The organism is [Acidovorax] ebreus TPSY (assembly GCF_000022305.1).
Lineage (GTDB): Bacteria > Pseudomonadota > Gammaproteobacteria > Burkholderiales > Burkholderiaceae_C > Diaphorobacter > Diaphorobacter nitroreducens.
Window position 1 is genome coordinate 566693 of record NC_011992.1, and the last position, 12930, is coordinate 579622.

Genomic DNA, 12930 nt, shown 5'->3' on the forward strand with positions numbered 1-12930 from the left:
ATGCAGCGGCTGGTGCAGCTGGCGCTGGACTTCCTGGGCGGCGGGAGCAGCCCGGATTCCGGGGTGCCACAGCCGAAACGGGCGATGGCGCCCGTCCAGCAAGCGCCAGAAGCTCCTTTATTAGTAGCGCCAGCGCCGCCGCTGGGCGATCTGCTCACGCCTGCCGTGTTCCGCCACCCGGCGGCCAGCCGCGAGGTGCTGCTGGGCGACGCGGTGGTGGCCTATGCGCTGCAGCGTGCGCGCCGGCGCTCCATCGGCTTTACCGTGGGGCCCGAAGGCCTGTCCGTGCGCGCGCCCTCCTGGGTCACGCTGGCGGGCGTGGATGCCGCGCTGCGCGACAAGGCGCCGTGGATCCTGCGCAAGCTTGGCGAGCAGCAGGCGCGCCGCCAGCAGGAAGAGCGCGCGCGCATCGTCTGGGGCGACGGCGCCGTGCTGCCCTACCTGGGCGAGCCGCTCACCGTGGTGCTGGACCCCACGCACGGCTTCGCCGCGCGCGGTGGAGCGCTCGAGGAGCAGGGCGGCGCAACCGGTCGCGCGCTGCGCATCGCCCTGGCGCGCAGCGCCGCGCCCGCCCAGGTGCGCGACGCGGTGCAGGCCTGGCTGATGCGCGATGCGCGCCGCTGCTTCACCGAGCGGCTGCACCACTTCGCGCCGCTGCTGGATGTGCGCTGGACGCGGCTGCGCCTGTCCAGCGCCAACACCCGCTGGGGCAGCGCGCGGGCCGACGGCTCCATCCGGCTGAACTGGCGGCTCATGCACTACCGCCCGGCCATCATCGACTACGTGGTCGCGCACGAGCTGTCGCACCTGCGCGTGATGGACCACAGCCCGCGCTTCTGGGACACCGTGGCCACCGTGGTGCCCGACTACGCCGCGCTGCGCCGCAGCCTGCGCGAGCAGCCCGCGCCGCCCTGGGACTGATGGGCGCGCGGCGGCCATGGTCTGCCAGAATGGCCGCCATGAACACACCCACGCCCGACCTCCACGCTTCTGAGCAACCTCTGCCCGCCGAGGGCTACGCCGGCGACGTGAGCCCGCCGCTGGCGTGGCAATGGGTGCGCGCCGGCCAGGCGGTGCTGGTGGACGTGCGCACCGATGCCGAGCGCGACTGGGTGGGCTTCGTGCCCGGCGCCGTGGCCGCGGCCTGGAAGCAATGGCCCGGCATGCAACCCAATGCCGATTTCGACGCACAGCTGCGCGCGGCAGTGCCGCCCGGCGGCACGGCGGTGCTGCTGTGCCGCAGCGGCGTGCGCTCGGTGGCCGCGGCGCGGCGCGCGACCGAGCTGGGCATCAAGGCCTACAACATCCTGGAAGGCTTCGAGGGTGAGCCGGACGAGAACGGCCAGCGCAACCGGCGCAGCGGCTGGCGCTTTCGCGGCCTGCCGTGGCGGCAGGGCTGAGCGGGTTGCCTGCCATTTGTGACGCTCTCAAAAAAATAGCTGCCAGCGCATGATGTGCAAGCGCTGGCAGCCGTTTTGGCTTGAGATTGACGGGGCTTACTTGGCCAGCGGCGGAATGCGCAGCTTCTGGCCGGGGTAGATCTTGTCGGGGTGGGTCAGCATGGGCTTGTTGGCCTCGAAGATCACCGGGTACTTGTTGGCGTCGCCATAGAACTTCTTGGCGATGGCGCTCAGCGTGTCGCCGCGCACCACATCGTGGTACTGCGCTTCGGGCTCGGGGTTGGTCACGCTCATCTGGTTGTCCACGCTGGTCACGCTGGCCACGTTGCCGCAGCACAGGGTGACCTTTTCCTTAGCCGCCTGCGTAGGTGCGGTGCCCTTCACCGTCACCTTGCCCTCGGGGCCTTCGAAGTGGACTTGCACGTCGCTCACGCCCAGGTTCTGCGACGCGATGTAGGCCTCGATCGCCTTGCCCGCCTTGTCGTTAAGCTCGGCCTGCGTGGGCGCGGTGGCTGTGGAAGCCTGCGCGTCCTTGCCGCCAAACAGCTTCTCGCCGGCTTCCTTGATGAAACTGAAAAGACCCATGGCTTTCTCTCCTTCTTGGGGGTTGCAGAAACGGTCGGGACCACTATAGCCGTACTGTCCGGCACCGCCATGTCGGAAAAACGCCCGCGCCGGCGGCAGCGCGTGCATTTGCGGCGCTCTGCGGGAGGCAAAGGCAAAAAACGGATAATCCGCGCCATGACTTTCCTGGCCATCGACGTGGGCAACACCCGTCTCAAGTGGGCGTTGTTCGACGCAGCGCAGCCCGGTGCCGGCCTGCTGGCCCATGGCGCTGAATTCCTGGACCATATCGAACGCCTGGCCGAGGGCCCGTGGTCCCACCTGCCTGCGCCCCGGCATATGCTGGGTTGCGTGGTGGCGGGCGACGCGGTCAAGCGCCGCGTGGCCGAGCAGATGGAGCTGTGGGACGTGCCCGCGCGCTGGGTGGTGCCGTCCGCGCAGGAAGCCGGCGTCATCAACGGCTACGACCATCCCACCCGCCTGGGCGCGGACCGCTGGGTGGCCATGATCGGTGCGCGCCACCGCCTGCTGGCCCAGGGGCCCGCGCGGCCGCTGATCGTGGTGATGGTGGGCACCGCCGTGACGGTGGAGGCCCTGGACGCGGAGGGTCGCTTCCTGGGCGGCCTGATCCTGCCCGGCCACGGCATCATGCTGCGCGCACTGGAGTCAGGCACCGCGGGGCTGCACGTGCCCACAGGCGAGGTGCGCCTGTTCCCATCCAACACCAGCGATGCGCTGACCAGCGGCGGCACCTATGCCATTGCCGGCGCGGTGGAGCGCATGTACCAGCACCTGCGGCAGCACTGCGGGCAGGAACCCGCCTGCATGATGACCGGCGGTGCGGGCTGGAAGATGGCGCCAAGCATGACGCGCCCGTTCGAGTTGGTGGAAAACCTGATCTTTGACGGCCTGCTGGAGATCGCGGCGCGCCGGTTTGCCGAGCTGCCGGCCTGACACGGCCCGCCAGCGCGGGTGTTAAGCGGCCTGGTCGTAGGCCCCGACCAGCCGCGCCAGGTGCGCACGCTGGGTGGGCTCCAGGTAGGGCATGAGCAGCCCCAGCACATGCCGCGCGCCGTGCAGCAGCGCAGCCTGCGCGCTCTCGGGTTCCAGCGCCTGGCGCGGGGCGCGTACATACTCGAAGCTGAGCCAGTAGGTCAGCACCACCACCATGCTGGTCGCGGTAGGCTGCATGGCGTCCGCCGGTTCCATCTGCAAGGCGCCACGGCGCCGCAGTGCCTGCAGCAGATCGTGCATGGCGGCAGTCTTGGCCTGTAGCAGCACGGGGAATTGCTCTTCCAGCCGGCGGTTGCACGACAGCAGGTTGTTCAGGTCGCGGTAGAAGAAGCGGTACTGCCAGATCAGCTCGAACAGCGTGTGCATGAAGAACCACGCGTCCTCCACGTCCTGCACGTCCGCACCCGCGTGCAGCAGGCCGCTCAGCGCCTCGTCGTAGCGCGCGAAGAGCGCGTTGACGATCTCGTCCTTGGCAGGGTAGTGGTAATAGAGGTTGCCTGCGCTGATGTGCAGGTCCGCGGCGATGGCCGTGGTGGAGACGTTGGGCTCGCCAAAGCGGTTGAACAGCGCCAGGCTGGACTCCAGGATGCGCTCGGCGGTGCGGCGGGGAGCTTTCTTCGCCATGGGCTGTCTCCTCCCATCGGGGGCGTTGTCGTGCTCCGGAAATCTACTCCAGTCGCCCGCGGGTGCACAGCCGGGTTGATGCGGAGGGTCGTTCAACCCTCGTGGGTGGATGGGCGCGACGGCGGCGGCGCAGTTGTCATGCCATCGCGGTCGGCTTGGCGCTCCTGCAACGCTTGCAATTCCTGCGTGAGGGCGTCGATACGCTCGTGCAGGGCCTGCACTTCCTGCGCGGTGGGTACGCCGAGGCGCTGCAGGGCTTTGGACACGCGCTCCTCGAAGATGCCCTCCAGCCGGTCCCACTGGCCGGCGGCACGCTCGCCCAGTCCCGAGGCCATCTGCCCCATGCGCTGCGCGGCCTCGCCCCAATGCTCCTGGGCGGTGTCCTGCGTTTTGCGCTGCAGTGCCATGCCCTCGCGCACCAGGGCCTCAAAGACCTTGCCGCCCTCGGCCTGGGCCTTGGCAAAGGCGCCCAGGCCAGCCAGCCAGATTTGCTGTGCGGACTCCCGGGCCATGCGTGGGAATTCGCGCGCGGGGTCGGTGTCGTCATCGGGAGGAACGCGGGGCATAGGGGGCTCCTTGTGCATTGGCCGGAGTGGTGATTGTGGGCGCCCTCCAGCGTGCGCATGTAGGTGCAGCGCCCTAAATCGCGCCATGGGAGTTTGTTACATGCGGGTGTAAGCAAATGGGATAATCCAAGGTTTTGGCCCGCAGGCACGCTGCAGGCAGAAACTGCGAAGGATTTTCACCCCATGATTCTGGTAACAGGCGGCGCAGGCTTCATTGGCGCCAACTTTGTGCTCGACTGGCTGGCTGTCGGTGACGAGCCGGTGGTGAACCTGGACAAGCTCACCTACGCGGGCAACCTGCACAACCTGGACAGCCTGCAGGGCGATGCCAGCCACGTGTTCGTGCAGGGCGACATCGGTGACCGCACGCTGTTGGATCGCCTGCTGGCCGAGCACCAGCCACGCGCCGTGATCAACTTCGCCGCCGAATCCCACGTAGACCGCTCCATCCACGGCCCCGAGGACTTCATCCAGACCAACGTTGTCGGCACCTTCAGGCTTTTGGAGGCCGTAAGGCACTACTGGCAAGCGCTGCCAGCTACACAAAAAGAAGCATTCCGCTTCCTGCACGTGAGCACCGACGAGGTCTATGGCAGTCTGGCGCCGGCTGCTGCGGCCTTCACCGAAGAGCACAACTACGAGCCCAACAGCCCGTACTCCGCCAGCAAGGCGGCCAGTGACCACCTGGTGCGCGCCTGGCATCACACCTACGGCCTGCCGGTACTCACCACCAACTGCAGCAACAACTACGGCCCGCTGCACTTTCCGGAAAAGCTCATCCCGCTGATGATCGTCAACGCCCTGGCAGGCAAGAGCCTGCCCGTGTATGGCGACGGCATGCAGATCCGGGACTGGCTGTACGTCAAGGACCATTGCAGCGCCATCCGGCGCGTGCTGCAGGCGGGCCGGCTGGGCGAGACCTACAACGTAGGCGGCTGGAACGAAAAGCCCAACATCGACATCGTCAACACCGTGTGCGCCCTGCTGGACGAGTTGCGCCCGCGCAGCGACGGCCAGAGCTACACGACGCAGATCACCTACGTGACCGACCGCCCTGGCCACGACCGGCGCTACGCCATCGACGCGCGCAAGCTCGAGCGCGAACTGGGCTGGAAGCCCGCGGAAACCTTTGAGACCGGCATCCGCAAGACCGTGCAGTGGTACCTGGACCACCCCGAATGGGTGGCCCAGGTGCAAAGCGGTGCCTACCGCGAGTGGGTGCAAAAGCAATACGAAGGTGCTGCGGCATGAACATCCTCTTGCTGGGCAAGAGCGGCCAGGTGGGCTGGGAACTGCAGCGCAGCCTGGCCGTGCTGGGCCGGGTCACCGCGCTGGACCACGACAGCACCGAGCACTGCGGCGACTTTGCCAACCCGGAAGGCGTGCGCGAGACCGTGCGCGCCCTGCGGCCTGACGTCATCGTCAACGCCGCCGCCCACACTGCCGTGGACAAGGCCGAGAGCGAACCCGAGATTGCCCGGCTGCTCAATGCCACCACTCCCGGCGTGCTGGCAGAAGAAGCTGCGCGCCTGGGTACCTGGCTCGTTCACTACAGCACCGACTACGTGTTCGACGGCAGCGGCACGCGGCCTTGGGTGGAAACCGATGCGCCGGCTCCGCTGTCAGTCTATGGCGCCACCAAGCTGGAGGGCGAGCAGCGCATCCAGCAGACAGGGTGCCGCCACCTCATCCTGCGCACCAGCTGGGTCTATGCCGCACGCGGCGGCAACTTTGCCAAGACCATGCTCCGCTTAGGCAGCGAGCGCGAGCGCCTCACCGTCATCGACGACCAGTGGGGTGCGCCCACGGGGGCTGACCTGCTGGCCGACGTGACGGCACATGCCGTCCGCCATCTGCAAAGCCGCCCCGGGGACGGCGGCCTGTACCACTGCGTGGCGAGCGGCGAGACGAACTGGCACTCCTATGCGAAATACGTTCTGGAGCATGCCAGGCAAGCGCAACCAGCTATTGAATTGAAAGCAACCGAGGTGGCGCCCGTGCCCACCAGCGCCTTTCCTACGCCGGCGCGGCGCCCGCACAACTCGCGCTTGGACACCACCCGGCTGCAAACCACCTTCGGCCTGGTGCTGCCGCCTTGGCAGCAGGGCGTGGCGCGCATGCTCACCGAAATCCTCTGACCGAACACCCCCCCATTGCAATGACGACACCCACGCGCAAGGGCATCATCCTGGCCGGCGGCTCCGGCACCCGCCTGCACCCGGCAACGCTTGCCATCAGCAAGCAACTGCTGCCGGTGTATGACAAGCCCATGATCTACTACCCGCTGAGCACGCTGATGCTGGCGGGCATCCGCGAGATCCTCATCATCAGCACCCCGCAGGACACGCCCCGCTTTGAGCAACTGCTGGGGGACGGCAGCCAGTGGGGCCTGCAATTGCAATACGCCGTGCAGCCGAGCCCCGACGGGCTGGCCCAGGCCTTCCTGATCGGTGAAGACTTCCTGGCCGGAAGCCCCAGCGCGCTGGTGCTGGGCGACAACATCTTCTACGGCCACGACTTCCACGAACTGCTGGCCAATGCCATGGCCCGCCCGCAAGGGGCCAGCGTCTTTGCCTACCACGTGCACGATCCCGAGCGCTATGGCGTGGCCGAATTCGATGCCAGCGGCAAAGTGCTGAGCCTGGAGGAGAAACCCCAGAAGCCTAAGTCCAGCTACGCCGTCACGGGCCTGTACTTCTATGACAGCCAGGTGGTCGAACTGGCCAAGGGGCTCCAACCCAGCCCGCGCGGCGAACTGGAAATCACCGACCTCAACCGCCTGTACCTGGAGCAAGGCCAATTGAGCGTCGAGATCATGGGCCGCGGCTACGCCTGGCTAGACACCGGCACGCACGACAGCCTGCTGGACGCCAGCCAATTCATCGCCACGCTGGAGCAGCGCCAGGGCTTGAAGATTGCCTGCCCCGAGGAAATCGCCTGGCGCAGCGGCTGGATCGATGCCGCCCGGCTGGAGCGACTGGCCCAGCCGCTGGCCAAGAACGGCTACGGCCAGTACCTGCAACGACTGCTGAAAGAGACGGTGTACTGATGAAAGCGACGCGACTGGCCATCCCCGAAGTGGTGCTGATCGAACCCCAAGTGTTCGGTGACGCACGGGGATTCTTCTTCGAGAGCTTCAACCAGAAGACCTTCAACGAGGCCACAGGCACAAACCACCAGTTCGTGCAAGACAACCACAGCCGCTCCAGCCAGGGCGTGCTGCGTGGCCTGCACTACCAGATCCAGCAGCCACAGGGCAAACTGGTGCGTGTGGCGCGGGGCAAGGTGTGGGATGTGGCAGTGGACATCCGCAAGAGCTCACCGACCTTCGGGCAATGGGTGGGGGCAGAGCTGTCCGAGGACAACCAGCACCAGTTGTGGGTACCGCCGGGCTTCGCGCATGGCTTTGTGGTGCTCAGCGAAAGCGCGGACTTCCTGTACAAGACGACGGACTACTACGCACCCGAGCATGAGCGGTGCATTGCCTGGAACGACGAAGCATTGACCATTTCATGGCCTGTAAGCATTACACCTATCCTATCTGCCAAAGACCAATTGGGAGCGGCACTGTGCGACGCAGAAGTATTCAAGTAAGACCGATAACGAGATGAGGGTGCTTCAATTTGGCCGTTTCTGGAACGTGGAGCACGGTGGCCTGGAGCGACATGTGACGCTACTCGGGCAGGGGCTTGCGGGGCAGGGGGTGGAGGTTGTGAACTTGGTGGCGGCCTCGGGCCTCGTGAGCTCTGATGAGACCCGCGGGCTGTATCGATTGGTGCGTGCCCCCTCGTTTGGCATGGCCTACGGTACGGCGTTATCACCTGCCTTGCCGCTCAAGGCGCTGGCTTTGCATCGCGAACAGCCCTTCGATCTGTTTCACCTGCACTTGCCCGATCCTTTATCGCACCTTGCGTCGATACTGCTGCCGAGCAACGTTCCGCGCGTGATTTCCTGGCATAGCGACATCGTCCGACAAAAGCGTTTGCTCAAACTGTACAAGCCGTCTTTGAGCCGCCTTGTTTGTCAGGCGGACGCACTAGTTGCCGCGACCCAGGCGCACTTTGATTCCTCTACGCAAATTCCGGATTGTGTCCCGCTGGCGAGGCGGCATGTCATTCCCTACGGGCTTGACTACGCGCCACTGCAACTCAATGCCCGCACCATGGCCTTGCGTGACGAACTGCGTAGCCGAGCAGGCGGGCGTGGGCTCGTGTTCGCCATGGGGCGGCATGTCTATTACAAAGGCTTTGATGTGCTCATAAGGGCATTGGAGCTCACCGACGCGTTTCTCGTCCTTGGGGGAAATGGCCCCTTGCGGACGTCATTGGAGCAACAGGTTGCTGCAATGGGCCTGTCTGACCGGGTGTATTTCAGCGGCCGTATCCCGGAAGAAGATCTGTCGGCCTACTTTCATGCCTGCGACGTGTTTTGTTTGCCATCGGTAGAGCCCTCAGAGGCGTTCGGCCTGGTACAACTTGAGGCGATGGCCTGCGGCAAACCTGTTGTGTGTACCCAGCTGGGCAACGGCGTCAACGTGGTCAACGTGCATGGGCAAACCGGTTTTGCCGTGCCCGTGGGAGATCCCGTGGCCTTGGGCCATTGCCTGGCAAGGTTGCTGAGAGATAAGACCTTGTGTCAGATATTGGGTGCACAGGGCCTGCACCGTACCGAACTGTACTCAGTGTCCGCCATGACGGCAAGCCATATCAAGCTTTATGAGGAACTGCTAAGCACCCGATAGTAGGCTTCCACGGTCTGGCTGATACAGCGATCCCAGGTGAAATGGGCACTGCGTGCAAGCGCCCTGTGGGCCATTCTGTCGCGTACATCAGGCGCCGAGAGCAGGGTTTCCATGGCTGTTGCGAAGCCATCCACATCCTGCGGGGCCAGCATGAAGCCGCCGTCGCCCACCACTTCCGGGATGGATGACACATTCGACGTGATCACCGGCACGCCGCACGCCATGGCCTCTAGGGGCGGCAAGCCAAACCCTTCATAGACGGAGGGGTAGATCAGCGTTGTGGCTCCGGCGATGATGGCCGCCAAATCTGCCCTGGGCAAGTATCCCAGTTGGCGAACCTCGCCTGCCGCAAGCAGATGGACCAGTTGCTGCTCCAGTGCCGAGGTGTGCCACCCTTTCATGCCCACCAGCACCAGCGGGAAGCGCTGTCTGAGCGGGGAAGGCAGTTGCATGAAGGCCTGCAGCGCCACCGCCAGATTCTTCCGAGGCTCCAGCGTGCCCACTGCCAGAAGGTATTGCCCGTGTACCAATCGGTGGGTGTCCAGCACCGCTTGCGTCTCGCCAGCGGACCGGGGATGAAATGCTGCTTCAACACCCAAGAGCACGGGGCAAATTCGTGCGGGCTTCACACCAAACACATCCATCAACTCGCGCTTGACGAATTCAGAATCGGTCAGCACCAACGATGCACGTTCAAGCCCAGGCTGGAAGTATTTGTGCATGGCTCGTACACGCTCGGGCGGGTGGGCTTCGGGGTAGCGTATCCACGAGAGATCGTGCACCGTGATTACCGTCGGGCCATCAAATGGCAGCGGCAGGATATTGGGCTCGTGGTAAAGGTCAAAAGCCCGTGTGCTGGCGTATTGAGCGAACCGGTTGTTCTGCACCAGGCGGCGTAGCGCATACGAATAAGGCACATGGCTGCGCAACCACGGAACCAGGCCCGCAGGCCCAGGCAGCGGTGCGCCGCGTACCTTCTTGCTCCAGGCGGCACCATAGAAAAAATCGGCATCAATGCCTTCGTGGTACGCCAAGCCCAAAGCCAGCTGACGGCTGTATTGCCCTATGCCGGTCAGCGGGGACAGCAGGGATGTGGCATTGAAGGCGACGCGTATCAAGCGCTTTCCCCACTTGTGGGAGCGTAGGGCAGCACACGTATGTCGAGCGTCCCTGTAAAAACTTGACCCGGCAAAAGCGATACCGGGTGGGAAACGCACACAGGCTCGATGCACACAAAGCGCCGCCAATCGCCGGTCGGCAAGTCTGGCAGGGCATCGCCACCGTCGTGGCCAGGGTTCCAGACCATCCATTGCTCAAAGCCGTTGGCGGTGATTGCCAGAGCGCGGGAGCCGGTAAAGAGCGTGAGGGGTGGGCAGGCGCCATAAAGCCGTTCCACGGGCTGGCCGTTCCAGTTGGGCGCGCCACCGGGTTCGGTGCTCAGGCAGGGGTCGTAACGATCCTGAACGCGCAGACCCGCAAGGCCTGTCAAGGAGCAGGTCTGCACATCATCCACCGCAAAATAGGGGTGCAGGCCGCCCGTCCATGAAAATGCGCTGCTGCCGGTGTTGGTGATCTGCAAGCACAGGCGCAGACCATGCAAAGAGGCCTCGGCCTGCAAAATCAGGTGGGCGGCGTGCGGCCAAACGCCCAATGGACGGGGAGCCAGTGCCAGCTCAAAGACCGCGCTGTGCGCCTCGTCCGATTTCGACTCCTGAACCAATGCCCACAGCGCCGTACGGGCGAGGCCATGCTTGGGCAATGGCCCGCGATCAGCAAACTGCGGAAAGAGCACGGGCACGCCGCCACGTATGGGCACAGAGCCCACTGGAGACCGTGGGCTGAGATAAAAAATATCGCCCCCCGTTCCCAGATGGGCCTGCAGAATCTGGGCACCAGCCCGTGAGGGTGTCAGCCGGGGAGAGGTCGGTGAATGGCTCGTCACAGGGAGGACGACTCAGGCGCCCGCGGCGCTCAGCATGCGCTGCAGGGTGTCCTCCAGCGGCGGGTTGGTTGACGCATAGCCTTGCTTGACCAGCAGCGCCTGCAACTTCGCCGGGCTCCCGCACAGGCGGTGCACCTCGTTGGCGCGTACGAATGCGGGGTTCACCTCCACATGCATGGCATGGCCGGTGATGCGCGACAAGGTGTCAATCACATGCTGCAGCGTGTATGGCTGGCCCGAACACACGTTGTATGCCTCACCCGGCTCACCGTGCTCCAGCAACTGCAGATAGGCGTTGCACACCATCTGCACATCGTTGAACTCGCGCTCCACATGCAGGTTGCCTAGGGCAATCGAAGCCGCCTTGCGCGCAAAGTGATCCACCAGTTTGGGGATTACAAAATTCACGTTCTGGCCGGGCCCGGTGTAGTTGAACGGGCGGGTGATAACCAGCGGCAGGCGGTTCGCATAAGTGCGCGCCATGTGCTCCATGGCCAGCTTGCTCATGGCGTAGTGGTTCACCGGCGCGGGGGGCTGGGTCTCGTCGATCGGCGAGGCGTCGCAGTTGCCATACACATTGGCGCTGCTTGCCAGCAGCACCTTCTGGGGGCGATTCGGCAGAGCGGCGAGAGCCACGAGCAGGTTGCAAGTGCCCACCGTATTCACCGCATAGAACGCGCCGTCATCGGCGTGCCCCACGAAGCTGATGGCCGCCAGGTGCACAACGGCATCCGGCCGCGTCTCCAGCACCTCATGCCGCAGTGCGTCGCGGTCGGCCAGGTTGGCCTTCAGCGGGACAACAACGCGCCCTGCGGCGCGTGCCGCCTCGGCAAAAGGGCGCCCCGTAAAGCCATTGGCGCCGGTAAGCAGGATTCTCAAAACGAAAACCCCGCCTGGTTGCGCCGCAAATCCGCCTCCACCATCATCTGGCACAACTGTTCCAGCGTGGTTTTAGGTTCCCACCCCAGCTTGGCCTTGGCCTTAGCGGGGTTGCCGATAAGCAGGTCAACTTCTGCGGGGCGATAGAACTTTGGGTTAACACGCACGACGGTCTTGCCACTAGTGGTGTCCACGGCTGTCTCGCTCTCGGCTGAACCCTTGAAGTCCACCGTGATGCCGGCGCCCTTGAACGCCATGCGCACGAAATCGCGCACGGTTTCGGTGCGGTTGGTTGCCAGCACGAAGGTGTCTGGCTCGTCGGCTTGCAGCATGCGCCACATGCCTTCGACATACTCCTTAGCAAAGCCCCAATCGCGCTTAGCGTCCAGGTTGCCCAACTCCAGCACATCGAGTTTGCCCAGCTTGATTTTGGCCACGCTGTCGGTGATCTTGCGCGTCACGAACTCGCGGCCGCGCAGCGGGCTCTCATGGTTGAACAGGATGCCGCTGGAACCGAAGATGTCGTAGCTCTCGCGGTAGTTCACCGTCATCCAGTGCGCATAAAGCTTGGCCACGCCGTAGGGGCTGCGCGGGTAGAACGGCGTATCTTCCACCTGCGGAATGGCCTGCACCTTGCCGAACATCTCCGACGTGCTGGCCTGGTAGAAGCGAATCTTGCGGTTGACCAGGCGAATCGCCTCCAGCAGGTTCAGCGCACCGATGCCGGTAATCTGTGCCGTGGTGCTGGGCTGGTCGAAGCTCACGCCGACAAAGCTCTGCGCCGCCAGATTGTAAATCTCGTCCGGCTGGACCTTCTGCACCAGCGCGATACTGGCGCCAAGGTCAGTCAGGTCGTACTCGATCAGATGCAGTTTGGAATGGTTCTGGATGCCGAGCTCTTCGATGCGCCAGAAGTTGACGGAGCTGGTGCGGCGGTAGGTACCGTAGACGGTGTAGCCCTTGTCGAGCAGGAGCTGGGTGAGGTAAGCGCCGTCTTGGCCGGTGATGCCAGTGATGATTGCTTGCTTGTTATTCATGATTGCTAAGGACAGCCGCTAGGGTGCCGGTAGGTTGGTCAAAGGGGGCTGATTGTCGCGTGTGAAGTCGCCCGACTTGTCCGAGCAGCAGTCATCTCGATGTAGATGTGCCAGACTTCCGACCCCATGTCCGAGATGAGGATCGGGTGTGGCGAGCTACACG

The 12930-nt window shown here is 64.6% G+C and carries 15 protein-coding genes; 8 read left to right on the forward strand and 7 right to left on the reverse strand.

The genetic code is table 11. From position 1 onward, the window contains the following. Together DTPSY_RS02705 and DTPSY_RS02710 are read left to right on the forward strand one after the other, a co-directional pair. Window positions 1–921 (forward strand): M48 family metallopeptidase, encoded by a 921-nt coding sequence (locus DTPSY_RS02705; protein ID WP_012655570.1) that lies wholly within the window; start codon window positions 1–3, stop codon window positions 919–921. A gap of 29 nt (window positions 922–950) precedes the next feature. After that, complete coding sequence (locus tag DTPSY_RS02710) at window positions 951–1400, forward strand: rhodanese-like domain-containing protein (RefSeq protein ID WP_012655571.1); 450 nt, start codon at window positions 951–953, stop codon at window positions 1398–1400. 96 nt (window positions 1401–1496) lie between these two features. Here the strand turns inward: DTPSY_RS02710 and lysM are convergent, their stop codons facing one another. Next, window positions 1497–1985, reverse strand: coding sequence for a peptidoglycan-binding protein LysM (lysM, locus tag DTPSY_RS02715; protein WP_012655572.1), 489 nt, complete (start codon window positions 1983–1985; stop codon window positions 1497–1499). Window positions 1986–2141: 156 nt separating this feature from the next. Here lysM and DTPSY_RS02720 point away from each other — a divergent pair, with 156 nt between their 5' ends. After that, window positions 2142–2918: a type III pantothenate kinase gene (locus DTPSY_RS02720; protein ID WP_011803993.1), complete on the forward strand. Its 777-nt coding sequence runs from the start codon at window positions 2142–2144 to the stop codon at window positions 2916–2918. A 21-nt stretch (window positions 2919–2939) separates the two neighbouring features. On the opposite strand, the gene DTPSY_RS02725 is transcribed toward DTPSY_RS02720, so the two are convergent. Further along, complete coding sequence (locus DTPSY_RS02725) at window positions 2940–3602, reverse strand: TetR/AcrR family transcriptional regulator (protein ID WP_012655573.1); 663 nt, start codon at window positions 3600–3602, stop codon at window positions 2940–2942. A 92-nt stretch (window positions 3603–3694) separates the two neighbouring features. After that, entirely contained in the window at window positions 3695–4168 is a 474-nt protein-coding gene (locus DTPSY_RS02730; RefSeq protein ID WP_012655574.1) for a phasin family protein, read from the reverse strand. Window positions 4169–4351: 183 nt separating this feature from the next. Here DTPSY_RS02730 and rfbB point away from each other — a divergent pair, with 183 nt between their 5' ends. The 5 genes from rfbB to DTPSY_RS02755 are packed head-to-tail and all read left to right on the forward strand — an operon-like array spanning window position 4352 to window position 8909. Next, complete coding sequence (gene rfbB / locus DTPSY_RS02735; RefSeq protein ID WP_012655575.1) at window positions 4352–5419, forward strand: dTDP-glucose 4,6-dehydratase; 1068 nt, start codon at window positions 4352–4354, stop codon at window positions 5417–5419. Further along, window positions 5416–6306, forward strand: a complete 891-nt coding sequence (gene rfbD, locus DTPSY_RS02740; protein ID WP_012655576.1) for a dTDP-4-dehydrorhamnose reductase — start codon at window positions 5416–5418, stop codon at window positions 6304–6306. Before rfbB ends, rfbD begins: the two co-directional genes overlap by 4 nt. 20 nt (window positions 6307–6326) lie before the next feature. Beyond that, complete coding sequence (gene rfbA / locus DTPSY_RS02745; protein ID WP_012655577.1) at window positions 6327–7217, forward strand: glucose-1-phosphate thymidylyltransferase RfbA; 891 nt, start codon at window positions 6327–6329, stop codon at window positions 7215–7217. After that, entirely contained in the window at window positions 7217–7762 is a 546-nt protein-coding gene (gene rfbC, locus DTPSY_RS02750; RefSeq protein ID WP_012655578.1) for a dTDP-4-dehydrorhamnose 3,5-epimerase, read from the forward strand. Before rfbA ends, rfbC begins: the two co-directional genes overlap by 1 nt. A gap of 13 nt (window positions 7763–7775) precedes the next feature. Continuing rightward, window positions 7776–8909 carry a glycosyltransferase gene (locus tag DTPSY_RS02755; RefSeq protein ID WP_012655579.1) on the forward strand — a complete coding sequence of 378 codons (1134 nt, stop codon included), beginning with the start codon at window positions 7776–7778 and terminating at the stop codon, window positions 8907–8909. Here the strand turns inward: DTPSY_RS02755 and DTPSY_RS02760 are convergent. Genes DTPSY_RS02760 through gmd form a run of 4 tightly spaced genes read right to left on the reverse strand, consistent with a single transcriptional unit; the run spans window position 8882 to window position 12767 of the window. Continuing rightward, window positions 8882–10027, reverse strand: a complete 1146-nt coding sequence (locus DTPSY_RS02760; RefSeq protein ID WP_012655580.1) for a glycosyltransferase family 4 protein — start codon at window positions 10025–10027, stop codon at window positions 8882–8884. The genes DTPSY_RS02755 and DTPSY_RS02760 overlap by 28 nt on opposite strands. Next, a complete protein-coding gene (locus DTPSY_RS02765; protein ID WP_012655581.1) occupies window positions 10024–10851 on the reverse strand; it encodes a D-hexose-6-phosphate mutarotase in 828 nt (275 codons plus the stop codon). Before DTPSY_RS02765 ends, DTPSY_RS02760 begins: the two co-directional genes overlap by 4 nt. Window positions 10852–10863: 12 nt before the next feature. Beyond that, complete coding sequence (locus DTPSY_RS02770) at window positions 10864–11730, reverse strand: GDP-mannose 4,6-dehydratase (RefSeq protein WP_012655582.1); 867 nt, start codon at window positions 11728–11730, stop codon at window positions 10864–10866. Next, entirely contained in the window at window positions 11727–12767 is a 1041-nt protein-coding gene (gene gmd / locus DTPSY_RS02775; RefSeq protein ID WP_012655583.1) for a GDP-mannose 4,6-dehydratase, read from the reverse strand. Before gmd ends, DTPSY_RS02770 begins: the two co-directional genes overlap by 4 nt. Window positions 12768–12930 lie beyond the last annotated feature (163 nt).